The following is a 24,746-nucleotide window of genomic DNA, read 5'->3' as shown; positions in this document are numbered from 1 at the left end:
GGCCGGGTCGGCAAACGGATGATGCAGGGTCCACCGCACAGCGCACCTGGAACCATCATGGCCAAAACCACTCGGCAGTACGCCTTCCACAAGGTCAACGCATCTCTCCTGGCCACGGCGCTCGCGTTGCCGGCCGGTCTGACGAGTGCGGTGGCGGCGCCGCTGACACACAGCACGAGCAGACCCCACGCCGCCCCCTCCCCCGCCGGCCACGTCGACACCCATCGACCCTTCAACCACCGACACCACGTCGTCCACTGATCACCCGTCAAGTACCGCCACCCCGGGTGCTGAAAGATCTGACACCGTCGAGTTGGGACAACGCAGGGGTCAAGGACTTCTGGAAAGCCAGGGGTCCGTGGCCAGCGCGATGATCACCCCGAGCAGGACGACCGCCCCGGAGATCCCGAACTGCCGTCTCCCCCAGTAGTCGAACACCGTCACGGCGGCCACGCCCTGCACCAGACCGGACAGCACGAAGAGAACCCCGGTCATCCGCTGCGCGAACGTCAGCGCCCCGGAGGCGTCCGGCCAGCCGATCACCACGTTGAGCAGCGTGGAAGCCAGTAGCCCGGCCGCCATCAGCACGATGGTCGCGCGTCTTCGCCACCCGCGGTCGGGCCAGGTGCCGCTGTCTCCTCCGCGCCAGCAGACGAGTGCCGTGTCCTCCAGATCCATGTCCTCCGGACAACCGAGGCGGCTGAGCATCCTCCGCAGCTCACCCAGCGACCAGGCGCTGCCCACCACCTCGCCGCCCATGGCGACCCGGCGAAGGCCACGCCAGTCCGGTGGCTCGACAACGACCCAGGGGCGGATACCGCACCCGGGGCTACCCCGTTCGGCCTCCCCCCGGCCCGGCCCGGCGGAGAAGCCCCGCTTCACCCGGCCGGAGTCGGCTGCTTCACCGTCAACGGCAGAAGCTTCTTCCCCGTCGGCCCCACAGGTTGTGGTTCTGCGGTGTCCCGGGGCGAGGAGGAGTACTGGCCCGGCCAGGTGGGGAGCCACTGCTGTGGGGCCGACGCGTTCGGATCGCGCGGATCCGCCGCCGGCATGAGCGCGCTCTTGGCTGACGCGAGGCGTCCGACGCCATCAGAGATCGCTCTTGGCTGGTGTTGCCTATGTTCTCCGCGGTTTGCGTGGCCTGCCCCAGCTGCCGTACGGCCGGTTTCGTCCCTGGGCCAGCGTCGCGGCGTCGAACTGGGCCTTGCTGGTCATTGCTCGTGGTTCGGGTACGAGCGTGGTCGCAGTCGATCGCCACGGGACAGCCGAGGCCCAGCCAACCAGGGGCATGGTCTCGTCGTAGTGCGGAGCGAACCGCGCAACGGTGATGGTGGGCATCTGATAGTTCAGGCTGCGGACGTGTTCGATGAACGCGTCGGGCAGCGAGACATGGTGCGTTTCCACGTAGTGCGGGAAGTCCTGGCGCCACAGCCAGGAACCGTCGGTCACCAGGGAAGAGCATCCCGGAGAGTGCCGGTGGGCGCTCCCGGTGATGACGTCGCGTCCGCCCTCCGCGACGTCGATGAGGACGTGGCCGGCGTCCAGGTAGGCCACCAAATCCACCTCGTCCGGCTCGCCGACGGGCTGGACGGCATCGCGTATCGATCCGTTCGGCCGTCCGGAGCGGTCGTCCAGTTCGTCGTAGAAGCCCAGCAATCCCAGCACGACGTCTCCTTCGACGAGCCTTCCATCCCGCTGGCCAACGTAGACGCTACGAGGGCCTGATGGACCGCATCGGCCTGATCGTCACCACCGCCCTGCCGTCCATCCGCGAGGACATGCCTTCCTGGCCGTCATCCGCGCCGACGAGCATCGTTTCCGTCCCGGACCCGACGACCTGATACCGATGACCCGCAACGAATCCAGCGACTCTTCATAGCTCTCGTCACCCGACCCGTCCACGAGGCCGGCCACTGGCGTCGCTGGTCCCACCGGAGGCGTCGTCATCAAGCCCGCTCCCAGCTCAGCCACTACAAACGGCAAGTACTAGACGCATCCCTCACGCGCCGCTTCATCCTCCATGACCTCCGCCACAGCCTCAGCGCTCCGCCGCAGCGCCTCGCTCACCCCCGCTTCACCCGGCCGGAGTCGGCTGCTTCACCGTCAGCGGCAGAAGCTTCTTTCCCGTCGGCCCGACCTGAATTGTCGTGTCCATGGCCGGGCATACACCAACAGCCCCAAATCCAATACCGTACCGCGCATGGCAACTCGAACCAGGAAGCGCACCCCAGCCCACTTACAGCCGTTCGACGTCGAGACCGAGTGGACCAAGGCGGATCTCGCAGTCCTGAGGGACCTGAAGAAGGCCGAGGCACTGCTACCCGACAACGCCCCCAGGGCACTGCTCTCCATCCGCCTCTCGGTCCTCACCGACGAGACGACGTCCCCCGTCCGTCAGGAACTGGACCTCCGCAAGATGGCCCTGGAGCGAGGCCGGCGGGTGGTCGGAGTCGCCAGCGACCTGAACGTGTCGGCGACGAAGGTCCCACCGTGGAAGCGCAAGGAACTCGGGGACTGGCTCAACAACCGAGCACCGGAGTTCGACGAAATCCTGTTCTGGAAGCTGGACCGTTTCGTACGACGCCTCACAGACCTCAGCACCATGATCGATTGGTGCCTGAAGTACGGGAAGAACCTGGTCTCGAAGAACGACGCGATCGACCTGACCACGACGGCCGGGAAGATCATGGTCACGATCGTGGGCGGCATCGCCGAGATCGAGGCGGCCAACACGAGCACACGCGTCACGAGCCTGTGGGACTACGCCAGGACGCAGACGGATTGGGTCGTCGGCAAGCCGACGTACGGCTACGAGACGGTGGAGAACGAGGACGGCAGGGTCGTACTCGCGATCAATGAGGATGCGTACAGGGCGCTGCACTGGTGTCGCCGCGCCGCGCTGAGGCCGAAGCCCGCTTCCGCGAGTCGCATGGCCCGGGTACTCATCCGCTCCGGAATCTGCGGGTCGGGCCTGACGACGTCGACGATGCTCCGTCGGCTCAGGAACCCCGCGCTCATGGGGTATCGCGTACAGGAGGACAAGAACGGGGGCGTTCGCCGCTCGAAGGTCGTCCTGGGGAACGACGCGAAGCCCATCCGGGTGGCAGACCCCATCTTCACGGAAGAGGAGTTCGAGAGCCTTCAGGCCGCCCTGGATCGGCGGGGAAAGAACCAGCCCACCCGCACCCCCGGCGGAGCAACGAGGTTCCTCGGAGTCCTTCTCTGCTACGACTGCGGCACCAACATGACGGTCCAGAAGACCAACCACAAGGGCAGGGCGTACGAGTACCTGCGCTGCGGGCAATGCGGCAGCGGAGGACACGGCGCGCCGAACCCGAACCACATCTACAGCCAGTTCGTCGAAGACGTCCTGAAGGTTCTCGGCGACGACCCCGTCATGGTGCGCGAGTACCGCCAAGGCGCCGAAGCCCGTAAGGAGCAGACGCGCCTCGAAGAGTCCATCAGCTACTACATGACGGGCCTCGCACCCGAGGGACGCTTTACGAAGACCCGCTTCACGAAGGAGCAGGCCGAGAAGACCTTGGACGACCTGATCAAGCAGTTGGAGGCCATCGACCCCGAGTCGACCCAGGACCGTTGGGTTGCCGTGCACAACGGCAAGTCGTTCCGGGAGCGCTGGGAGGAGGGCGGCATGGAGGCCATGGGCGCCGATCTGCTCAGGGTGGGCGTAAAGTGCACGATCAAGCGGACCAAGGTGAAGGGTGTGCGCGCCCCGCACGTCCACATGAAGCTCATGATCCCCAAGGACGTGCGAGACCGCCTGATACTCAAGGAAGACGACTTCGCGGAAGCCTTCTGAGGGGCGACAGTCCGCGAACACGAACGGCCGCCTTCCCGGCAGGTACAGGGGAGGCGGCCACTTGTGTCACGAGAACCACGACGCGGGATCAAACGGTTCTTCCGTCCCATCGTCGTCCACGATCACGATCTCGCTTTCGATCATGGTGGCGGTACTGCTCGCGCCGTCCCCCGGCGAGGGCAAAGGACTGACGTGCTGCGAAGCGCGGTTGGGAAGAGCGGTCGTCAGCCCGATCCCTCCTCTCGCTGCGCCTCCGCACCAAGCCGCCGAGACTCCGCAAGGTCATCAGCGACTCCGGCCGCGATGAGCGCCGCGCCGGGGGTGTGCCCAGAGCCGACGTAGCGCCAGTAGCGTTCCGTGATCGCGTCGGGGGTGTCGTCGTGGCCCATGTGGTGGGCGCGTTCGGCACGGAGTGCTGCGTAGGTGGTGGAGTAGGCGCGGGATTTCGTGAGGATGTGGCCCCGGTAGCCGAGGGTGTGCGTCCAGGCCCGAAGGCGGAGCGGCTCGTACTCGGGGAGGCCGCCGAGGCGCCAGCACACGCGCATGAGGGTGCGGACGTGTGTGCTGACGGGTGCCACGGCGATGTCGGCCCAGGTGGTGAGCAAGTGGTCGAGGCCGGCGCCGGTCTCGCTTGCGCCTTTGGTGACGTACTTGGCGACGTACGCGGCTACGGCGTCGTCGTCCGGGCCGTCGCCGTCGGTGTGCAGCGTCCGGGCGTCGATCTGGTCGCCCCAACGCAGGACCAGCTCACCTACGGCAGGGCTGTGGGGTGTACGGACGTGGACCCGCCGGGCCGAGTCGCGGACCGCGTGGGAGAGGAGGTTGGTGGTGGCCCAGGCCGGGGGTTCGTCGTCGGATCCGTTCGGTCCGTCGAGGCGGACGACCGCATGGACGTGGACGGCAGCCCGTTTCTGGTACTCGGCGACGCGGGCGAAGGAGAGCCGGGCGTGCTGGGCGAAGCGGGACTGTACGAGGCCGGCGGAGGAGGCGAGGCGCCGCCGGACGTCGATGACGAACCGGTCCCACAACTTGGAGGCATGGGCGTGCCAGAGGACGTGAGCTGTGTAGTCGTAGCAGTCGGGGCACAGCGGTTGACCGACGACCAGGGCATCCGGGGCATGGGCCGTGGCGCAGCCGAGGGGACGCCCGTGTTCGCAAGTTCCGCCGTCGCGGCGGGGGCGGCATCGTTCCCCGGCACGGTGGACCGGTCCGAAGGACGGGGCGGTCAGGGTGACGAAGAGCCGAGGCCGGTTGCGAACGGTGGCCGGGACGTTCCTGCCGCCGAGGAGGCCCGCGCGGACCAGGTGGTAGGTGTCTCCGGCGTGGAGGCGGGAGCAGGCCGGGCAGATGGTTGCGCGGCGGTTGCGGCAGCGGACGAGGAGCCGTTCGCCGGGTTCGTTGCGGGTGTCGTAGTGGTGGAGGATCTCGCCGGTCGTGCCGTCCAGGGTGGTGGTGGAGCCGGAGAGGTGGACGGGGTGGGAGCATCCGCCGGTGGCGGTGATCTGCTCCAGCCAGCGGGCGAACTGTGGGTCTTGGGCGAGGCGGATGGCGTCGCGGTCGGTTTCGGGGAGGTGACGCAGGCGCGCCGCGCGGTCGAGGGCGGCGCGCCTGTCAGCCGGGGTGTACTGCGGGGTGATGGTGGTGACCTTCCGGGGTGAGCCGCCGAAGCGGCAGGGGTGAGGGCTGGTGGCGCAAGGTCGGTCATGGGGATCACTCCCTTGGCTGGTGGTCGGTGCGGGGGTTCAGCGGATGGTGCCGGTACCGCGGCAGACGCGGCAGCGCCGGATGCGTCCGGTCCAGGTCTTGCGGGCGCCGTCGCCCTTGCAGTGGGGGCACCTCACGCGAGGCATGGGCATGGTCGGGTGTCCTCTCTGCTCAGGTGTGGGAGAAGCCGCTGATGAACCAGGTCACGAGCCCGTGAATGGTGAAGACCACGGGGGTCTGGCCGAGGTAGACGCCGAAGAGGCCGACGCAGACCGCTTCCCAGGCGCGCACGTCGCGGGAGCGGACGAGGAGGACGGTGATGATCCCGAAGATCACCGCGAACGTGAACGCCGTACCTTCGCTGATCACTTGTTCTCTCCTTCCAGGGCCACGAGCGCGCGGGTGACGAGGGGCAGTTCCGGGGTCATCGCGGAGTACTTCCGGGCCGTGGCCACGGCCTCATCGGTGGGGGTGAGGTGGGAACGGGCACGGCTCCAGCCGCCGTCAGGCCCCGTGCACACCGCCACGCCCCGTTCCGCCGCAGTGATCGCCTGCGCTACGGCCACCGCGTCCTTGTTGAGGTCGCCAAGGGTCATCTCAGCCGTGCCGGGGTCGTTGACCCGGTGACAGATCCGGCCGCCGAGCTGGGCCCGCAGAGCGGTGACGCCGGGACCGAGGTCGGATCCGACGCGTTGGCCGGCGACGACCAGGTGAATGCCGAGGGCGGCACCGAGCTGGGCCAGCCGCAGCAGGAGCGTGGAGCACTGCTCGGCCTCCGCCTTGCTCTCCCGCGTGCCGTCGGACAGGTACAGCTCCGCGATCTCGTCGACCAGGACGACGACCGGGACCGGGCGGAGCTTGTCCGGGAGCTCCCAGATAGAGCGGACCCCGGCCGACCGGCACGCACTCATCCGGTCCTGCATGTCGACCACCAGCGCGGCAAGCACGGCCACCGCCTCACGCCGACACGTAGCGAGCGCGCTCAGTCGTGCGGTGAACAGGCCGAGTTCCATGCCGCCCTTGCAGTCGACGCCGACCAGGGCGACGCGCTGCGTGGCGAGTTGGGTGATGAGCCGGGCCAGCAGGGTGGACTTGCCCGAGCGAGTGGCCCCGACGATGAGCCAGTGCGGTACCAGGCGCAGGTTCATCACCCACGCCCCGCCCGTCTCCAGCGCCCCGATCAGCGCGGAGAGCAGCTCGGCCGGAGCCGTGGCTAAGCCCGGACGCTCCAGCGGGTCACTCGCCATCGCGGTCAGCAACACGAGCCCGCGCTCCGGCGAGGTCACCCGCACCGCGTGCACCTTCCACGCGTGCACGAACGCATCCGCCGCCTTCAGATACGTCGCCGGGGTCTGCCCCGCGTGCAGCCGCACCACCAGCGTCAGCCCCATCGGGGTGGCCCGCGGGAAGGAGCAGCGCGGAGCCACCGGCCGCACCGGATCCCCCTTGACCAGCAGATGCCCGACGAGGGTGCGCGCCGGGAGCCGGGACACCGCGAGGTCGTTGAGCACGGCGACGCGCCGCCAGGTGAACACCACCCGCCACGCGGCGACCGGGTAGCCGATGAGGTACCAGTGCCAGACCGGACGGTGCCGGCGCACCAGGTCCCCGACGACGAACATCCAGGCGAGCACGGCCAGGGCGAAGGCGAGCACGATCGGCCCCATCACGCGCCACCGCCCTTGACCTGCGCCGCCGGGGTGCCGTGCACGGGCGTGATGGCATCCGCGCGGAAGCTGACGCCGTGGCGGTCGCCCATCGACCACATGAACGCCACCAGCCCGGTGACCTTCACGATCTGGCCCTCGTCGATGCCCTTGGGCTCACCGCTGACGGCGATCTCGATGACGGAGATCCGCCGCCGGTCCTGCCGCACGGTCACCGCGACCGTGTAGACGGGGTTGCCGTCCCGGTCCTTCTTCACCTCCTGTGTCTCGGAGTTGCTGATCTTCACTTCCGGAGCGATGGCGCACCGCAGTACGCCCAGCCGCGCCGTGTCCACGGGAATGGACTGCATGATCTTCGGCCTCCCTGGCCAGTCAGAGCGTCAGTCTCATACTGACGTCACTTGTCCTTACGAGTGATGAGTGTGGGGTGCTGTACGGCGAGAGCGCAACTACTTATGCTGACGAGTGACGCCGCACGTGCGACGTACCTACAACCTCAACCCGTCGGAGATACCGAGATGTCGGAGATCCAGCGCCCCGGAGCCCTCTACCAGCAGGTGGCCGCCGCCATCCGCGAAGCGATCCTGTCCGGCGAGTACGAACCCGGCGCCCCGCTGCCCTCGGAGGCGCAGCTCATGGAGCGCTACAAGGTCTCGCGCCCGACCGTCCGCAACGCCGTCGCCGCCCTGCGCGCGGAAGGACTCATCGACGTCCACCACGGCAAGGGCAGTTTCGTACGCTCCGACAGCCGGCCCGTCGTCAGCATCCCCGGATACGTGGGCAAGACTTCCGGCGGGCATTTCGTGCTGCACGGCGTAGCCGCGTGGCAGCAGGCCGAGGAGCCGAGCACCTACCGCACGCACGCCACCGAAGCGACAGCACATGCGCTCGAACTCCGGTTGGAGGACGCGCTGTTCGGGTGTGACCGGCTGCTGGTCGATCCCGCCACGGGCACACGTGCAATGCACCGCATGCTGACTCCGTTCGCCACGGCCGAGGCCGTACCCGCTCTCGCCGAAACCCCGGACGCCGAACCCGCGGCCGTGTACGCGATGCTGACGAAGGCCGGACACAAACTGTGGTGGTCCGAGACCGTACGGGCCCGCATGCCGCTCCCCGACGAGCGCACCGCACTGCGACTGCCCGACGCGACCCCGGTCCTGCACCTGTCCCGCGTCACCTGCGGCACCGACGACGATGCCCTGATCCTCGAAGAACTCCGCATCCCAGCGGACCGCGCCGAACTCACCTACCGGCTCACCGCCGACAAAGAGCCCACCCGACGCCGCCCGGCATGATCGCCAACGGGCATCGGTCGAAACAGCCTTCACTTCCTCAAGGGCGCGCCTGCGGCGCGCCGGGACGCCCGGCCGCCCCGGCCGGGCATGCGGCGTGACCGCCGGTCCCGGCCGAGCGCCATGCGCCCCCACCCGCAGCACGCCCGAGGAGTCGAGGCGACGACCGGCCGCCGAGGGCCGAAACCCACGGGGCTGGGGGTCGCCAGCCTCCGAGATTTTAGGCAGCCACCATGGGGCGAGCCTCGAAGAACAGGGGGCCAATCGGACACAAACGCGAGCAGGTGCACCACCTGCCCGATTCGCCCGAGCAGCGTAAGGCCCCCTGTTCACTCGCCCCATGGCAGCTCCCGCCCAAAATCTCTCCGGCCGGCGACGTGCCCACGCGCGCCACTCACCAGCGGAAACACCCCTCACGGCGCACCACCGTCGCCATCACCGAGCGCCTCCAGAAGCCCGGCAAGCCGGTCCACCGCGCCCGGCCGGCCCGCCAGACGGACGACGCCGTGCCCGTTCTCGTCCGTCGAGGCGACCGCCCGCGCCTCCGAGAGTTCGAACCCCGCGCCGAGCAACGCCCGGTTCAGTCGGTCAGCGGATTCGCGCGCCACCCGCCAGCCCGACATGTAGTCGACGCCACGAACCCACAGACCGGACTCCACGCTTGTGATGTCGTCCAGCCCATCCCTGAGCCAGTCCTCACCGAAGCCAGACACCTTCGCTCACCTCAACCTAACTGGTCGTCAACTCCCTTGATTCCAGGGCCAGAAGCAGACGCAGCACTGCGACCCCGGTACCATTTGGCACCGGGGATCGCAGTGTCCCCAGCCGGGCCACCCTTCGCTTTCCAGGGCTGATGGGGTGGCCCGGTCTCGGTATGAGGTTGTGAAGCGCGGCCCCTCTACGGGAGGGGAGACAACGAGCCCTCGAAGGGCCGCGCTCCCCGGCCGAAGCGGTCAACTCCGGCCGGTGACCGGCGCATCGCCGACTCCCGATCGCGAGGGAGCACGAGGAGGCGACGCGCCGGCGTCAGTCAGGCCGAGTGCTCGGCCCACAGCTCTTCGAGGTCGAAACGGCACCAGACGGTCTTGCCTCCGTCGCGCTCCGGCGACCACCACACCGCTTCCGCCAGACGCTGAGCGATCAGCAGCCCACGCCCTCGGTCCGGCAGCAGCGCCTCAGCGAAGCCGCCCGCCAGCTCGGGCGATACGACCTCTCCGGCAGGAAGGTCGGGAGGAGTCGAGTCCTCATCCCGTACACCGAGTACGAGCAGCTCCGGCCAGGTCACCACCGACACGTCGATACGACGTCCGGCACCAGGGCGCGCAAGGACGTTGTCCGGGACCGCGTGATGCACGACGTTGCCGACCAGCTCCGACACGACGAGCCGCACCGCGTCGACCGCGTACGCCAACCCCCAGGTCTGGAGATACGAACCGAGCATGTCCCGCGCCGCTTTGGCACAGTCCGGCGATTCGGCGTACAGCGTCATGCTCCGGAAATGCCCCGCGCCGGGATCATGGACCGAACGACGAGGAAATCCCACGGCCAGGGTGTTCACTGCGCGTCTGCTCTGCTGTGCTTCCACCGCGTTCCCTCCCGGACACTGGCGAACTCCGCAGCCCGCCGATCTGTGCGACCAGTGAACGACGCAGGGGGTTCAGCCGGGAGTGTTCACCAGGGGGTTCACATGAACACCGGCAAATATGACGGGGGTTCGTTTTTGAACCCCCCGGGTTCAAACGGTGTGACACGATGGTGACTCATCGTCATTCTCGGGTTGGCAGGGGAGCATGAGCCGAGAGCCGAACGCACAGTTGATCTCCCTCATGGACGAGACCGGGTTCTCGAACAAGGGTCTCGCCAAGCGCATGCGAGATCTCGCGCAGCAGCGCGGCAGCACACTCGGAACGACCCACGTCGCCGTACAGCGCTGGCGGGACGGAGCGGGTATCCGGGCGCAGGCCGCCGCAATCATGGCGGACGTGTTCGGCTCCAAGTTGGGACGCCGCATCACTCCGGGAGATCTCGGCCTGTTCGGAGCCCCGGAACCGGCCATACCCCAGCCAGTTGCCTACGCCGCCGTTCTGCCCGACGCCCTGACCGCGCTGGAAGGTCTCTCCGAGGAGCGCCCCGAGCCGGAATCGGCCAGCCTTCTGATCATCCCCGACGGAGAGATAAACGCCGCAGTCCTGTCCTGGATGGTGGCCCGACCCGATGGAGTACAAGCCGACAGGCACAGTTCTCAGCGAGTCGGCATGCGCGACGTACGCGCGATCCAGACCGCTACCGAGATGTTCATGCGCCTGGACTTCCTGTACGGCGGAGGCCACGGCCACAAGGCATTAAGACACTACTTCCGGCACGAGGTATTACCCCTTCTCAATGCCAGCTACTCGGAAAAGGTCGGCCATGCCCTCTTCACGGTGGCAGCGGAGACAGCCGAAGTACTGGGATGGATGGCGTACGACATCGGGAATCACGGACTGGCGAACCGCTACCTCCTCCATGCCCTGCGGCTCACCCAGGTCACCGGAGACCGGATGTTCGGCGCATCCGTCCTGGCCAACCTCAGCCACCAGGCGAACTACCTGGGACAGACGTCACGCGCCTTGCAGTTGGCGCGATCCGCGGTCGAAGGCGCCAAGGGCAGCGCAACACCACGCGCCAAGGCCATGTACGCGATCCACGAGGCCCGCGCCCTGTCCAGCGCCGGAGACCTCACCGGAGCGTCCCGCGCGATGAACGAGGCAGAACGCCACTTCGAAGGAGCCACAGCCGACGGCCCCGAATGGCTTGCCTACTTCGACGAAGCAGAACTGATCGGCGAGTTCTCCCACTGCTTCCGCGACCTCAAGCGGCCGGCCGAGTCACTCCGATTCGCAGAAAAAGCCGTCGCCAAAACAGACCCGCAGTACGCGCGCACCCTGGGATTTTGCCGCATGGTACTCGCGGAGAGCCACATCCTGAACGGCGACCTGGACAGCGCGATCGTCGCAGCCACACAGGCAGTCGACGAAGGCGAATCCCTGCAATCGGCCCGATTCCTTCGCTACGTCACCGACTTTCAGCAAGGAATCAGCACCCACGCAGGAGTGCCGATCGTGACGCAATTCAACAACCGGGTCTCCGAAGCGCTGGCCAGCCTGGACGAGTAGACGCTACGACCCTCAGTACGGGAGCCACCGGCGCGGTGCACTCTCGTCTCGCAACGACGCCATCCGCCGAGCGAACTCCGCCGCAACCTCCTCCCCCTCAGCAACGTTCTGCATGAGCCAGGTAGTCATCTTGAACTCCTGGACAGCACACAGCGTCTCAAATCCGTGCCACTCCCTGAGGTCACGCCCGTAGGCGCCCACGAAGGCGGCATATTGCTCATCCGTCACCCAGTCCAGCCGGGCATACTCGTGCGCCGCTACCTCAAGATCCCATTCGGGGTGGTCGACGCAGAAGTTCTCGAAGTCGATCAGATACACGACGCCAGTCCGGTCCACCATCAGGTTGTCGGTGTGAGCATCCCCGTGCACCGGCCCCAACGACGACTCGAACCGCAACTCCTCCAACTTCTCCTTCAGTTCCTGCCCTCGCTTACGCAGGAAGTCGAGATCGTCATCCGCTACCCCGACACCCCGCTCAAGCCGCAAGTCCGAACGCCCGAAAGCGTCGTACCGAGGCAGCTCCAAGCCATCCGGCAGCGCCAGCGAGTGAAGATCCCGCAGGACCGCACCCAACTCCCCATAGGTAGCCGCTCGGCCGTCCTCAACGATCAGATGCCAGAAGGTCACCGGGTGCCCATCGACCACGACCGGCTGTTCAAGGTCGTCGACTACACGAGCCGCGGGAAACCCTTCACGCGCCAGCCACCGAGACACGGCAACCTCCCTACGCGCCGACGACAGGTACTCAATCGACCGGGCGATACGCACGATCACCGGCACCGAGGCCAGCCTGAAGAGAGCGTTCTCCCCTAACCTGATCAGCTCAGCGCCGGCGGCATCGAGCCCGACCACCCGGCAAGCGCCGCCCATCACACGCGTCGCCCCTGCCGACGTGAACGCTTCTTCCGATCCCCGAGCAGCGTCAACCGCCATGCCCGTACCAGCTCCCCTAGTCGCGCGCGATCAACCAGCGCACGCCCACGGGTGACCAACCCCGACGCACGCCAGACACGAGACTGACCGTACCGACTTGCCTGCGGACAGACGAGGGTGCCTCTCCTTGGAAGGTGAATGCTGCGGATGCAATGCGAGTGGAGCGGTGAGAAGCTGGTAGGTAAGCGCAAGCATTTGGCGCTCATGACGTATTCCGCTGAAGGGACCAATTCTCAGCGTTGAGACGCCCCTTAGAGAAACCCGACCTAGGCACTCCTTGACCCCACAACTATATTTTAGTTGACGCGCGAATTAAGGGCAGGGGTGCCGAGTCAGGGGAATCACTGGTGGCATGATCCAACATGCGGGGCCAGCATGGAACGTACATCAACGCATGTTTGGCGGTACAACCGGTGCATTCCGGTTGCGCTCCTAGCGGTCGCTGGAATGGTTATAGGAGGGCAAGTCGGTTGCGTCGGTAAGCCCGAGCAACCGGAGCAGAAGTTGGTTGTGATGGCAACAGGGACCGCGACAGAGCCAATGCCAACCCTCAGTGACGGCAGTCGGGAGACGCTTCGGGGGATCGCCGAGAGCGAATCTGGAGGAAAGGCAAATATACTTGAATCAGAATCATCGAATCGGACCGTTGTGGACCTAACTCCGCGCAGAGGAAATGGGCAGGTAGAGCACAACGAACTCAGAAAGAAAGAGTTGATTGAGGAGAATCTCGATGAAGCAACTGATGCCGTTAGTAGCCTGAAAGCAAGCGCCGCAGGAATGGATCTTCTAGAGGGCATCTCTTTGGCCGTTCACCCCTATGGTGATGCGACCAATACCCAGCGAACTCTAATGGTTATTAGCAGCGGACTGAGCACCCGAGGTGCATTGGATTTGCGTCAAGTTACCTGGCAGAAGGACGTGAAGGAACTGGTGAAGGAATTGAAGAGCCGCGACTTGCTGCCTCCATTGCCTGGGTGGCGCGTTATATTCAGCGGACTGGGTGAAACCGCAGGCGGACAGCCCACCTTGCCTCAGCCGATAAGGAACACACTGGAGCGCTACTGGCTGGGCATTTGCACTGCCTCGGGCGCGCAATCTTGCAGTGTTGATAACTCGTCGCGAGACGAGCAACCTCCCAGGGCAACGGTTTCACAGCCCATAATTCCGGTTGAGGAAGTGGTCTCTGTTCGGGGACCGCATGGAAAAAGAAAGCTGATTGTTTCTGATTCGCTGTTGGGTTTCGCTGGCGATTCTGCCGTTTTGCCGCCCAGCGCAAGTAGCACAGTCGAATCAGTAGCTGACAAGATGGTCACCCAATTTGGACAGGATCAACAGAAATCAGCTATTAAGGTCACCGGATATACAGCAGACCCTCCAGGCTCAACCATTGCCGGATGTAAACGTTTGTCCAAGCAGCGAGCCGACGCCGTAGCCGAAGCGCTTGACAAAGCGCTTCGCGAGCACGGGATCTCGGTAAGGATCACAGCCGATGGAGGCGGGATATTTAAGGAAACTTCCTCTATCCGCAACGGAAAGTTCGATGAGAATCAGGCCGCAAAAATGCGGCGCGTAGAGATTCTCTATTGATCATATTTTGAGAGTCGGGTAGTGCTATGACTGCTAGCGACACACCCTCCCCGCTTTCTTCACACGCAGCGGCTCACCTTGACCGGCTGGAAAGTGAAGCGGCACAGCACCAACGTCTTGCCGACGGAGTATTCGCCGTCGAGGTGCCGGGAGCCCGCGGCGGTGTAATGACTGTAGCGGAAGCCCAGCGTTGCAGTGAGGAAATCGCCAAGCAGATTGAGCGAGAAGAAGGCAATGGCAGTCGGCGTCACAGGCTGGTGGCACGGTGGGTCAAAGTACTCGTCTGGATTTTTACCGCAGTCATTGATTTTCCGATCATGCTCTGGTTCACAGTGTCGGTCTTCAATGTGGACCTGGCGAATCCCAGTGGGTTCACTTTTGCACTTGCTTTGGTCGTCGCATTGCTGCCCACTTATGGTTCGACTTTTGCATTGTACGAAATTGGTCACAATTTGCGCGACCATAAGACTCATGACCGCGACCTGAGGTGGACTGAGATTCCCACCGCTGCAAGGGTTGGTCTGATAGGGATCGGCCTACTGCTCATCTTCATATTCGTGTCCCTCTCCATCCGCATTTTTGTCGAAGGAACATATTCCGGTGACTATAGGCTGACACCGCTGCTGGCCGTCCTTGTGTCGCTTGTAATGCTAATTACAAATGCCCTAGTTTTCTGGACTGCATTCTGTGACGGTTCGCTTGAGCAGGACGATCTTCGATACTACACGAAGCTAGTTCTGAAGCATCTCAGGGGGAAGCGGGAGCATGAGCTCAAAGCGTTTCATTTGCGCTCCCAGATTGAGCGTGTACAAAAACAAGCTGTTCGAGATCATGCATATAGACTCCCACTCAAGTCGGAGGGGCCGGTGACGGTGGAATTCACAGCAAACTCTGCCGGTTTGCTCCCCAGCGCAAAGAAGGCGATCGACGAGACGGCGGGAGCTATTGCTAATGCCGTGAAAGATTCCTCGCTACAGAATTCTATTGCCCTCGTCGGATATACTGCCGATCCTCCAGACGTCACAATTACCAGGTGTCAGACCCTTGCGGAGCTGCGCGCCAAAGCCGTGGAGGAGCAGCTAAATGAGGCACTCCATGCGCGGGGGGTACACCCCTCTATGCACACCTATGGGGGAGGTATCGCCCCTGGCGGTTCTTCGATCATCGGTGGCGTTTTCGATGAGAGCCGGGCTGCACGCATGCGTCGAGTTGAAATTAAATATTAGCGAGACGAGTGAACTTGATGCCTTGATCAGGTGACGAGTTGCTTGGCCTACGAACCATCGCGCAGCAAGCAGTCACTGAGGTCGGCATGGCGCCCGCACCTCCTTGAAGTTCCCACGTTGCCGCCCACCCGAGCACTGAGCTCGCGGAGCACGGCGGCAGCCTCTTCTCACGCACGTCCGTTGTGGTTCTGCGGTGTACCGGGGCGCGGTGGAGTACTGGCCCGGCAGATGGAGCCACTGCTGTGGGGCCGACGCGTTCGGATCGCGTGGATCCGCCGCCGGCATGAGCGCGCTCTTGGCTGACAGGAGGCGTCCGACGCCATCAGACCCACTCCACCTCGCACAAGATCCCCGAGGAGCCCCCAGGCGGCGGCAGCGGCGTCCTGGGTGCATCCTGCACGCGCCGCTGCCGCACCCTCAGCGCCCCGACCGCACTCAGCGCCGAGGCCGCTTCCCATTCTGTGACCTCCGCCACAGCCTCAGCGATCCGTCGCAGCGCCTCACTCACCCCCGCTCCCCCGTTTCAGCTGGTCGGAGCGGTCTTCTTGACCTCTAGCGGGAGGAGTTTCTTGCCGCTGTTGCTCAGTTGTGGCCATGTGTCGTACTGGGGACAGACCCCGCAGTCGAAGCACGGTGTCCAGCGGCAGTCCTCGACCTCCGTCTCGTCGAGGGCGTCCTGCCAGTCCTCCCAGAGCCAGTCCTTGTCGAGGCCGGAGTCGAGGTGGTCCCAGGGCAGGACCTCCTCGTAGGTGCGCTCGCGGGTGGTGTACCAGTCGACGTCGACGCCGACGGCGGGCAGCGTCTTGTCGGCGCACCGCATCCAGCGGTCGTAGGAGAAGTGCTCGCGCCAGCCGTCGAACCGGCCGCCGTCCTCGTAGACCGCGCGGATCACGGCGCCGATGCGGCGGTCGCCGCGCGAGAGCAGGCCCTCGACGATGCCGGGCTTGCCGTCGTGGTAGCGGAAGCCGATCGAGCGGCCGTACTTCTTGTCGCCGCGGATCTTGTCACGGAGCTTCTCGAGGCGGGCGTCGGTCTCCTCGGCGGAGAGCTGCGGGGCCCACTGGAAGGGCGTGTGGGGCTTCGGGACGAAGCCGCCGATCGACACCGTGCAGCGGATGTCGTTGGAGCGGGAGACCTCGCGGCCCTTCTGGATGACGTTCATCGCCATGTCGGCGATCTGCATGACGTCCTCGTCGGTCTCCGTCGGCAGGCCGCACATGAAGTACAGCTTCACCTGGCGCCAGCCGTTGCCGTAGGCGGTGGCGACCGTGCGGATCAGGTCCTCCTCCGAGACCATCTTGTTGATGACCTTGCGCAGGCGCTCCGAGCCGCCCTCGGGGGCGAAGGTGAGGCCGGAGCGGCGGCCGTTGCGCGTCAGCTCGTTCGCCAGGTCGACGTTGAAGGCGTCCACGCGCGTGGAGGGCAGGGACAGGCCGACCTTGTCCTCCTCATAGCGGTCCGCCAGGCCCTTGGCGATGTCGCCGATCTCCGAGTGGTCCGCCGAGGACAGGGAGAGCAGGCCGACCTCCTCGAAGCCCGTTGCCTTCAGGCCCTTCTCCACCATCTCGCCGATGCCGGTGATGGAGCGCTCGCGCACAGGGCGGGTGATCATGCCGGCCTGGCAGAAGCGGCACCCGCGCGTGCAGCCGCGGAAGATCTCGACGGACATCCGCTCGTGGACCGTCTCCGCCAGCGGGACCAGGGGCTGCTTGGGGTACGGCCACTCGTCGAGGTCCATGACGGTGTGCTTGCTGACCCGCCACGGCACACCGCTCCGGTTGGGCACCACGCGCGCGATACGGCCGTCCGGGAGGTACTCGACGTCGTAGAACGCCGGGATGTAGACGTTGCCGGTCTTCGCGAGGCGCAGGAGGACCTCCTCGCGGCCACCGGGGCGGCCCTCCGCCTTCCACTCGCGGATGATCCTGGTCATGTCGAGGACGGCCTGCTCGCCGTCGCCGATGACGGCCGCGTCGATGAAGTCGGCGATCGGCTCGGGGTTGAAGGCCGCGTGGCCGCCCGCGAGGACGATCGGGTCGTCGACCGTGCGGTCCCTGGACTCCAGGGGGATCCCGGCCAGGTCCAGGGCGGTGAGCATGTTGGTGTAGCCCAACTCCGTGGAGAAGGACAGGCCGAACACGTCGAAGGCCTTCACCGGGCGGTGGCCGTCCACGGTGAACTGCGGGACGCCGTGCTCCCGCATCAGCGCCTCCAGGTCCGGCCAGACGCTGTAGGTGCGCTCGGCGAGGACGCCCTGCTGCTCGTTCAGCACCTCGTAGAGGATCATGACGCCCTGGTTGGGCAGCCCGACCTCGTACGCGTCCGGGTACATGAGCGCCCAGCGCACGTCGCAGGACTCCCAGGGTTTGACCGTGGAGTTGAGCTCGCCGCCGACGTACTGGATCGGCTTCTGCACGTGCGGGAGCAGAGCTTCGAGCTGTGGGAAGACCGACTCGACAGACATCGCGGCGTTACCTTCGTGAGCTGACAGGGTGGCCATCTAGCGTAACGCGCCGGAAAGCCCTCCCCGTCCGCGAAATTTCCCGCTCTAAACCCTCATCGAACCCTCGGTCGTCTCCCACTGGTCCGGCACCGCCAGCTCCACCAGCTCCGCGCGCCGCTCCTCGCGGCCGTACAGCAGCCCGTAGGTGAAGGCGCTCTCCCCCGCCGCGTGCGCCACCGCGGACAGCTCGCGCAGCGTCGTGCGGACCATGACGCTGTCCTGGTGGTCGCCGAGCAGGCTCTGCAACGACTTCATGGACTTGACCAGGGACCTGGCTTCGCTGCCGAGGGCGGGGGCGGACGCCTCGGCCGCGTAGCGGGTGCGCTTGGCCTTCTTGCGGGCCTCGTGCAGCGCGAGGTCGCGGTCGGCGCCGGGCGGCTGCGCGGCTGCCTCCTCGATCAGCTCGGACACCTTCGCGAAGTCCCTGCGTACGGCTTTGGCAAGCACCTTCTCCGGCTTCTTGGCGGCCGCCTTGCGCAGGGGCGGGTCGGCGACCAGGGAGTCCAGGGTGTCGAGGAGGGTGAGATAGCGCTGCGAGTCCAGTACGCCGAGCAGCCTGCTGCGGGCCCCGCCGTGTCCGGCGCCGGCCCAGGTGCGCAGCCGCTCGGCGATCGGTCCGGAGATCAGTGCGGTGGGCAGGGCGTCAAGGGCGGCGGTGAGGTGTTCGGCGAGCACCTCCTGGTCGCGGCCGACGCCGAGTTCCCCGGCGAGCCACTTCAGCTCGTCGGCGACCGGGTCGGTGGCCTCGCGGTCGAGGACCTTGCCGAAGGAGCGGAAGGTGCTGCGCAGCCGCCGGGTGGCGACCCGCATGTCGTGCACGGACTCCTCGGCGTCCTGGCGTACGGCGGGGTCGAGCTCGACCATCGCGTCCCGCTGGGCGCGGACGTAGGCCAGCACATGGTCGCCGGCGGTGACGGGCTCGACGGGTTCCCGGTCCTTCGGCCGTGGGTGTCCGCCCTTGGTCTCGGCCAGCGCCCGCGCCAGCTTCGAGGCGGCCTTCGCGGGCCGTACGCCTGCCTTGCGCAGCCGTTTCTCCACCTTGTCGAGGAGGGCCGGGTCCCCGTCGTCGGCCAGCTCCACCTCGATCTCGGTCCACTCGGCGTGGCCCTTGCCGCCGAACAGCCGCTCCGCCCGTACGGCGTCCACGCTGGCCTCGGCGAGCAGTTTGCCGTTGGCGTCGACCAGGTCGCGGACGTCCCGCGCGGTGCGCAGCCGGACGACCGGCACCAGCTGGCCCTCGCGGACCCGGGAGCGCACGAGGGCGGCGAGTTCGTCGGGGACCGTGTCGGAGAGCTCGGCCTGGATCTCGTCCCGGACACCCGGGCCGACGGGGAGTTTCAGGTGCCAGCCGGCGTCGGAGCCGCCGGTGCGGCGGCGCAGGGTGAGGGAGGCCGCGGCGAGGCGCAGGTCCGAGGTGTCGTAGTAGGTGGCGTCCAGTTCGGCGGTGCCCTTGTCCAGGATGTTCGCCACGCCCGCGACGCCGGTCAGGTCGGGCAGCCCACTGTCGTCGGATTCGTACTTGCGCTCGATCTCGCGTTTCGTCTCCGCCATGCAACGACACTAGTCGCACTCGGGCCCGGAGGGCAGTGCCCACCGGGCTCGAATGGCGGATTAATACCCAGGAAACTGAAGGTGTCCGTACATCTACGCCGACATCGGCCGCTGCACCCGAATGGACTGCAACAGCCCCACCGCCACCCACACCGCGAACATCGACGTGCCTCCGTACGACACGAAGGGCAGCGGCAGGCCCGTCACCGGCATGATGCCGAGGGTCATGCCGACGTTCTCGAAGGACTGGAAGGCGAACCACGCCACGATCCCGGCGGCCACGATCGTGCCGTACAGCTCGGTCGTCTCGCGGGCGATGCGGCAGGAGCGCCACAGGATCACGCCGAGAAGCAGGATGATCAGTCCCGCACCGAGGAAGCCCAGTTCCTCGCCCGCGACCGTGAAGACGAAGTCGGTCTGCTGCTCGGGGACGAACTGGCCGGTGGTCTGCGAGCCGTGGAACAGGCCCGCCCCGGTCAGTCCGCCGGAGCCGATCGCGATCCGCGCCTGGTTCGTGTTGTAGCCGACGCCGGCCGGGTCGAGGCTGGGGTTGGCGAAGGCGGCGAAGCGGGCGATCTGGTACTCGTCCAGGATGTGCAGCTGCCAGATGGTGATCGCGCCGGCCGCGCCCGCGCCGAGCAGCCCGAAGACCCAGCGGTTGGAGGCTCCGGAGGCCAGCAGCACACCCAGCACGATCATCACCATGACCATGACCGAGCCGAGGTCGGGCATCAGCATCACGATCAGCATGGGGACGGCGGCGAGGCCGAGGGCCTGGACGACCGTGCGGTGGTCCGGGTACGGCTTGTCGCCCGCGTCGACGCGCGCCGCCAGCAGCATCGCCATGCCCAGGATGATCGTGATCTTCACGAACTCGGAGGGCTGGATCGAGAAGCCGCCGCCGAGCACGATCCAGGAGTGCGCGCCGTTGACCGTCGAGCCCAGCGGGGTGAGCACCGCCAGGATGCCGAGCAGCGAGAGACCGTAGAGGACGGGCACGGCGTTGCGCAGGGTGCGGTGGCCCAGCCAGACCGTGCCCATCATCAGGGCGAGCCCGATGCCGGTGTTCATCAGGTGCCGGATGAGGAAGTAGTACGGGTCGCCCTGGTTGATCTCGGTGCGGTTGCGGGTGGCCGAGTAGACCAGCACCGAGCCGATCAGGGAGAGGGCGATCGCCGAGAGCAGTATCGGCCAGTCCATGCGGCGGGCCAGCGAGTCACGGGCGAAGACCCGGGTCCAGCCGGCCCGCGCGGGCCCGTATCCGGAGACGGAGAAGCCGTTCGCGCCGGTCATGCGAGCGACCTCCTGGCCCGCCTGCGCCGAGGCCGTCTGCGGGTGTTCTGGTTGGTGGTGTTCTGCTGGGTGGTTGCGGCCGGCTGCGACCCGTCGGGCTGGGGCGCGGACTTCTGGCTGGCGCGCTGGTCCTTGGCCGGGTCCTTGGCGACCTTCGGGGACTTGATGGTGCCGTCCGCCTGGACCTTCGGCAGGCCCTGCTGCGGGGTGGGCAGGAGGGCGTTCTTCTTGTCGATCGCGCCGGCCTCGGAGACGCCGTAGAGGGCGTTGTAGATGTGCCGCACGGCCTCACCGGAGGCGCCCGAACCGGTACCGGCCTGGGCGATGGTCATGATGACCGTGTAGTCCTTGCTGTAGGTGGCCAGCCAGGACGTGGTCTGCTTGCCGTAGACCTCCGCGGTGCCGGTCTTGGCGTGCAGCGGGATCTTGTCCTGCGGCCAGCCGCCGAACTTCCAGGCGGCGGTACCGCGGGTGACCACGCCCTCCAGGGCGGCGTCCATGCCCTTGATGGTCGCCTGGTTGATCGGCAGCTTGCCCTGCTTCCTGGGCTTGATCTCCTGGACGGTCCTGCCGTCGGCGCTGACGATCGCCTTGCCGATGGACGGCTCGTACATGGTGCCGCCGTTGGCGAGGGCACCGTAGATCACGGCCTCCTGGATCGGCGTGACGAGGGTGTCGCCCTGGCCGATGGAGTAGTTGATCGAGTCACCCTCGCGCATCTTGTTGCCCTCGAGGCAGTTCTCGTAGGCGATCTTCTCGACGTAGGTGCCGTCCTTCTTGCCGGACTTGCACCAGGCGGTCTTGTTGGCCTTCCAGTAGGACTGCTTCCACTGGCGGTCCGGGACGCGGCCGGTGACCTCGTTGGGGAGGTCGATGCCGGTCTCCTTGCCGAGGCCGAACTGGTGGGCGGCCTTGTAGAAGTAGTCCTTGGGCTCACCCTTCTTCGGGTTGATGCCGCCGTCCTTCTTCCACTCCCGGTCCGCGAGGCCGTAGAAGACGGTGTCGCAGGAGACCTCCAGGGCGCGGCCGAGGGAGATGGGGCCGAAGCTCTCGCCCTCGAAGTTCTTGAAGACCTGGCCGCCGACCGAGTAGGAGCTGGTGCACGGGTAGCCGCCGTCCCACTCGTAGCCGGCCTCGACCGCGGCGGCCGTCGAGACCACCTTGAAGGTCGAACCGGGCGCGGACTGACCCTGTATGGCCCTGTTGAGCAGCGGGTAGTCGGAGTTCTTGCCGGTGAGCTTCTTGTAGTCCTTGGCGGAGATGCCGCCGACCCACACGTTGGGGTCGTAGGTCGGGGCGGAGGCCATGGCGACGACCCTGCCGGTCTTGGCCTCCATCACCACGACCGCGCCCGAGTCGGCCTTGTAGTTCTCGCCGGTGATCTTGTCGAACTGCTGGCGGGCGACCTTCATCGCGTTGCTCAGCTCGTACTCGGCGACCCGCTGGACGCGGGAGTCGATGCTGGTGACGAGGTTGGAGCCGGGCTGGGCGGCGTCCGCCTCGGCCTGGCCGATGACCCGGCCCAGGTTGTCGACCTCGTAGCGGGTGACGCCCGCCTTGCCGCGCAGCACCTTGTCGTACTGGCGCTCCAGGCCGCTGCGGCCGACCTGGTCGGAGCGCAGATAGGGCGAGTCGGTGTCCTGGGCCTTGGTGATCTCGTCGTCGGTGACCGGGGAGAGGTAGCCGAGGACCTGCGCGGTGTTGGCGTTGCCCGGGGCGGCGTAGCGGCGCACGGCCTCGGGCTCGGCGGTGATGCCGGGGAAGTCCTCGGCGCGCTCACGGATCTGCAGGGCCTGCTTGGCGGTGGCCTCGTCGGTGATCGGGATCGGCTGGTACGGCGAGCCGTTCCAGCAGGGCTGGGGGGTCTTGGCGTCGCACAGCCGGACCTTCTGCATGACCTCGTCGGGGGCCATTCCGAGGACGCCCGCGAGCTTGGCCAGCACGGCCTTGCCGTCGTCGGGCTGCTTCAGCAGGTCGGTGCGTGAGGCGGAGACCACCAGGCGGGTCTCGTTGTCGGCGAGGGGCACTCCGCGCGCGTCCAGGATCGAGCCGCGTACGGCGGGCTGGACGACCTGCTGGACGTGGTTGCCGGAGGCCTCCTTCGCGTAGGCGGCGCCCTCCCGGATCTGGAGGTACCACAGGCGCCCGCCGAGGGTGCCGAGGAGGGAGAGCACCAGGATCTGGATCACGACGAGCCGGATCTGGACCCGTGGGGTCCGACCGGTCTCGGGAATATTGGTCACTGCGGCTGCCTCCCCCTCTCAGTGGTGTGCAAGTGTCATATCGGACGAACCTGTGAAGCCCGGTGACAGGTCCAACGGCAGTGCCCTCACAGCCGCTTGACCCCCTTGATGCGGCCCGCCCTGGTCGCCCTCGACTTCGCCGCCCTCAGCTTGAGGCCGCCGCGCTGGCCGCCGATCCTGAGGCCCGTCCCGGCGGACAGCCAGCCGGAGGAGATGTCCGAGGACTTGGACCCGGAACCGGTCTCCCCGAGCGGGTCGTTCTCGGCGCGCCGGGCCAGGAACATCACCCCGGGGACGACGAACGGCGCGAGCAGCAGGTCGTACAGGGCGGCCGAGAACAGCAGCCCGGTCAGGCCGACATGGCGGGCGGCGGTGTCGCCGACGAGGGCGCCCACGCCCGCGTACAGCAGGGTGGAGCCGATCGCGGCGCCGACCACGACGGTCATCGGCCCGGTGGCCGACTTGATCTGCCCGGTCTCGGGTTTGACCAGCCCGGCGAGGTAGCCGATCACGCACAGCACGAGGGCGTAGCGGCCGGCCGCGTGGTCGGCGGGCGGGGCGAGGTCGGCGAGCAGACCGGCGCCGAAGCCGATGAGGGCGCCGCCGACATGGCCGTAGACCATGGCGAGGCCCAGGACGGTGAGCAGGAGCAGGTCGGGGACGGCGCCCGGGAGATGGAGGCGGGCGAGGACGCTCACCTGGATCACCAGGGCGACCACGACCAGCGGGACGGAGAGCAGGATCCGGTTGACGCGCATGGGGGTTGTCAGCTCCTACTGCTGCTCTTGCTGCTGGCCGTCGGCGTTCGGGGTCACCGTGACGGTGACCGTCGGGGTCGGGACCGGCTTGGGCTTGGCCGGGAGCACGGTGTCGCGCGGGTCCTTCTTCGGGGCCTCGACGACCACCCCGACGATGTCGAGCTTGGTGAAGCTGACATACGGCGTGACGTAGAGGGTGCGGGTGAGGTCGCCGCCGGAGGGGTCGACGCGGGAGACCACACCGACCGGGACGCCCGGCACGAACGGCTTGTCGGCCTGCGAGCCGAAGGTGATCAGCCGGTCGCCCTTCTTCACGTCCGCCTTGCCGTTGAGGAGTTCGACGCGCAGCGGCTGGTCGCCCTGCCCGGAGGCGAAGCCGAGTTCGTCGTTGCCCTCCATCCGGGTGCCGACGGTGAAGTCGGGGTCGTTGGCGAGCAGCACGGTCGCGGTGTTCGGGCCGACCGTGGTCACCCGCCCGACCAGCCCGTCCCCGTTGAGGACGGTCATGTCGCGCTTCACGCCGTCGTTCGCGCCGACGTCGATCGTGATGGTCCAGGAGAAGCCCTGGGCCGCTCCTATCGCGATGACCTCCGCGCCCTTGATGCCGTACTGGCCCTCGCCGGCGATCCTCAGCATCTTGTCGAGCTGGGCGAGCCGGCTGCGGTTGCGGTCGTCACTGCCGAGCTTCGCCTTGAGGGCCGCGTTCTGCTTCTCCAGCGCGGCGAGCCGGTCGTGGCGCTCACCCGAGTCGCGTACGGCGGAGACGGCGTCGCCGACGGGATCCACCGCCGACGACAGCCCGTCCTCGATCGGACCGAAGACCGCGGCCGCGGCCTGCCGGGCACCGTCGACCGGGGAGTCCTCGCCGCCGCGGATGTCCACCGTGATCAGCGCGAACGCGACGGCGATCAGCAGCACCAGGAGCAGCCGGCTCTCTCGTGTGTCCCTCACGTGCGGCGGCCGTGCCCTTCCCTGAGAAAAAGAAATGGGGTAGCCCCGGGCCAGGAAGGC

Annotated in this window: 21 protein-coding genes and 1 pseudogene; 7 read left to right on the top strand and 15 right to left on the bottom strand. The window is 67.0% G+C overall.

Translation table 11 applies throughout. The features are described from left to right. Positions 1-57: 57 nt before the first annotated feature. On the top strand, positions 58-261 hold the full coding sequence (locus tag ACFPIH_RS27680) for a hypothetical protein (RefSeq protein WP_381173021.1): 204 nt from the start codon (positions 58-60) through the stop codon (positions 259-261). Positions 262-330: 69 nt separating this feature from the next. Here the strand turns inward: ACFPIH_RS27680 and ACFPIH_RS27675 are convergent, their stop codons facing one another. Both ACFPIH_RS27675 and ACFPIH_RS27670 read right to left on the bottom strand, forming a co-directional pair. Then, positions 331-759: a hypothetical protein gene (locus tag ACFPIH_RS27675; protein WP_381173024.1), complete on the bottom strand. Its 429-nt coding sequence runs from the start codon at positions 757-759 to the stop codon at positions 331-333. A 357-nt stretch (positions 760-1,116) separates the two neighbouring features. Further along, on the bottom strand, positions 1,117-1,665 hold the full coding sequence (locus ACFPIH_RS27670; protein WP_381173026.1) for a hypothetical protein: 549 nt from the start codon (positions 1,663-1,665) through the stop codon (positions 1,117-1,119). A gap of 112 nt (positions 1,666-1,777) precedes the next feature. Here ACFPIH_RS27670 and ACFPIH_RS27665 point away from each other — a divergent pair. Further along, positions 1,778-1,995, top strand: a pseudogene (locus tag ACFPIH_RS27665) (IS701 family transposase); the annotation flags it as partial. Positions 1,996-2,200: 205 nt separating this feature from the next. Then, positions 2,201-3,820 carry a recombinase family protein gene (locus ACFPIH_RS27660; protein WP_381173028.1) on the top strand — a complete coding sequence of 540 codons (1,620 nt, stop codon included), beginning with the start codon at positions 2,201-2,203 and terminating at the stop codon, positions 3,818-3,820. A gap of 224 nt (positions 3,821-4,044) precedes the next feature. Here the strand turns inward: ACFPIH_RS27660 and ACFPIH_RS27655 are convergent, their stop codons facing one another. The 4 genes from ACFPIH_RS27655 to ACFPIH_RS27640 all read right to left on the bottom strand — a co-directional run bounded on the left by ACFPIH_RS27655 (position 4,045) and on the right by ACFPIH_RS27640 (position 7,541). Continuing rightward, positions 4,045-5,400, bottom strand: coding sequence for a replication initiator (locus ACFPIH_RS27655; RefSeq protein ID WP_381173359.1), 1,356 nt, complete (start codon positions 5,398-5,400; stop codon positions 4,045-4,047). A gap of 295 nt (positions 5,401-5,695) precedes the next feature. Further along, on the bottom strand, positions 5,696-5,893 hold the full coding sequence (locus ACFPIH_RS27650; RefSeq protein ID WP_020130201.1) for a hypothetical protein: 198 nt from the start codon (positions 5,891-5,893) through the stop codon (positions 5,696-5,698). Next, the gene (locus ACFPIH_RS27645) at positions 5,890-7,191 is read right to left on the bottom strand and encodes an FtsK/SpoIIIE domain-containing protein (RefSeq protein WP_381173031.1); all 1,302 of its coding nucleotides are present in this window, start codon (positions 7,189-7,191) and stop codon (positions 5,890-5,892) included. Before ACFPIH_RS27645 ends, ACFPIH_RS27650 begins: the two co-directional genes overlap by 4 nt. Further along, positions 7,191-7,541, bottom strand: a complete 351-nt coding sequence (locus tag ACFPIH_RS27640) for an SCO3933 family regulatory protein (RefSeq protein WP_381173033.1) — start codon at positions 7,539-7,541, stop codon at positions 7,191-7,193. Before ACFPIH_RS27640 ends, ACFPIH_RS27645 begins: the two co-directional genes overlap by 1 nt. 168 nt (positions 7,542-7,709) lie before the next feature. Here ACFPIH_RS27640 and ACFPIH_RS27635 point away from each other — a divergent pair, with 168 nt between their 5' ends. Continuing rightward, positions 7,710-8,489, top strand: a complete 780-nt coding sequence (locus ACFPIH_RS27635) for a GntR family transcriptional regulator (protein ID WP_381173036.1) — start codon at positions 7,710-7,712, stop codon at positions 8,487-8,489. Positions 8,490-8,899: 410 nt separating this feature from the next. Here the strand turns inward: ACFPIH_RS27635 and ACFPIH_RS27630 are convergent, their stop codons facing one another. Continuing rightward, positions 8,900-9,199: a hypothetical protein gene (locus ACFPIH_RS27630; protein ID WP_381173038.1), complete on the bottom strand. Its 300-nt coding sequence runs from the start codon at positions 9,197-9,199 to the stop codon at positions 8,900-8,902. A 317-nt stretch (positions 9,200-9,516) separates the two neighbouring features. Next, positions 9,517-9,975, bottom strand: a complete 459-nt coding sequence (locus ACFPIH_RS27625; protein ID WP_381173040.1) for an ATP-binding protein — start codon at positions 9,973-9,975, stop codon at positions 9,517-9,519. Between the two features lie 337 nt (positions 9,976-10,312). Between ACFPIH_RS27625 and ACFPIH_RS27620 the strand changes: the two genes are divergently transcribed. After that, positions 10,313-11,641, top strand: a complete 1,329-nt coding sequence (locus ACFPIH_RS27620) for a tetratricopeptide repeat protein (RefSeq protein WP_381173042.1) — start codon at positions 10,313-10,315, stop codon at positions 11,639-11,641. Positions 11,642-11,653: 12 nt separating this feature from the next. Here the strand turns inward: ACFPIH_RS27620 and ACFPIH_RS27615 are convergent, their stop codons facing one another. Then, complete coding sequence (locus tag ACFPIH_RS27615; RefSeq protein WP_381173044.1) at positions 11,654-12,574, bottom strand: phosphotransferase enzyme family protein; 921 nt, start codon at positions 12,572-12,574, stop codon at positions 11,654-11,656. Between the two features lie 513 nt (positions 12,575-13,087). Between ACFPIH_RS27615 and ACFPIH_RS27610 the strand changes: the two genes are divergently transcribed. After that, complete coding sequence (locus ACFPIH_RS27610) at positions 13,088-14,161, top strand: OmpA family protein (RefSeq protein WP_381173046.1); 1,074 nt, start codon at positions 13,088-13,090, stop codon at positions 14,159-14,161. 26 nt (positions 14,162-14,187) lie between these two features. After that, positions 14,188-15,387 carry an OmpA family protein gene (locus ACFPIH_RS27605; RefSeq protein ID WP_381173048.1) on the top strand — a complete coding sequence of 400 codons (1,200 nt, stop codon included), beginning with the start codon at positions 14,188-14,190 and terminating at the stop codon, positions 15,385-15,387. 523 nt (positions 15,388-15,910) lie between these two features. On the opposite strand, the gene ACFPIH_RS27600 is transcribed toward ACFPIH_RS27605, so the two are convergent. The 6 genes from ACFPIH_RS27600 to mreC form a co-directional block, all read right to left on the bottom strand. Continuing rightward, positions 15,911-17,851, bottom strand: coding sequence for a TIGR03960 family B12-binding radical SAM protein (locus ACFPIH_RS27600; protein WP_381173050.1), 1,941 nt, complete (start codon positions 17,849-17,851; stop codon positions 15,911-15,913). Positions 17,852-17,935: 84 nt separating this feature from the next. Further along, entirely contained in the window at positions 17,936-19,441 is a 1,506-nt protein-coding gene (locus tag ACFPIH_RS27595; protein ID WP_381173052.1) for a CYTH and CHAD domain-containing protein, read from the bottom strand. Between the two features lie 93 nt (positions 19,442-19,534). Continuing rightward, the gene (gene rodA, locus ACFPIH_RS27590) at positions 19,535-20,734 is read right to left on the bottom strand and encodes a rod shape-determining protein RodA (protein ID WP_381173054.1); all 1,200 of its coding nucleotides are present in this window, start codon (positions 20,732-20,734) and stop codon (positions 19,535-19,537) included. Then, positions 20,731-22,977: a penicillin-binding protein 2 gene (mrdA, locus tag ACFPIH_RS27585; RefSeq protein ID WP_381173056.1), complete on the bottom strand. Its 2,247-nt coding sequence runs from the start codon at positions 22,975-22,977 to the stop codon at positions 20,731-20,733. Before mrdA ends, rodA begins: the two co-directional genes overlap by 4 nt. 86 nt (positions 22,978-23,063) lie before the next feature. Next, positions 23,064-23,735, bottom strand: a complete 672-nt coding sequence (mreD, locus tag ACFPIH_RS27580; RefSeq protein ID WP_381173059.1) for a rod shape-determining protein MreD — start codon at positions 23,733-23,735, stop codon at positions 23,064-23,066. Between the two features lie 15 nt (positions 23,736-23,750). After that, positions 23,751-24,686, bottom strand: coding sequence for a rod shape-determining protein MreC (mreC, locus tag ACFPIH_RS27575; protein ID WP_381173061.1), 936 nt, complete (start codon positions 24,684-24,686; stop codon positions 23,751-23,753). Positions 24,687-24,746 lie beyond the last annotated feature (60 nt).

Source organism: Streptomyces vulcanius (assembly GCF_042653945.1).
Taxonomy (GTDB): domain Bacteria; phylum Actinomycetota; class Actinomycetes; order Streptomycetales; family Streptomycetaceae; genus Streptomyces; species Streptomyces mangrovi.
This window is presented reverse-complemented; position numbering and strand designations above follow the sequence as displayed.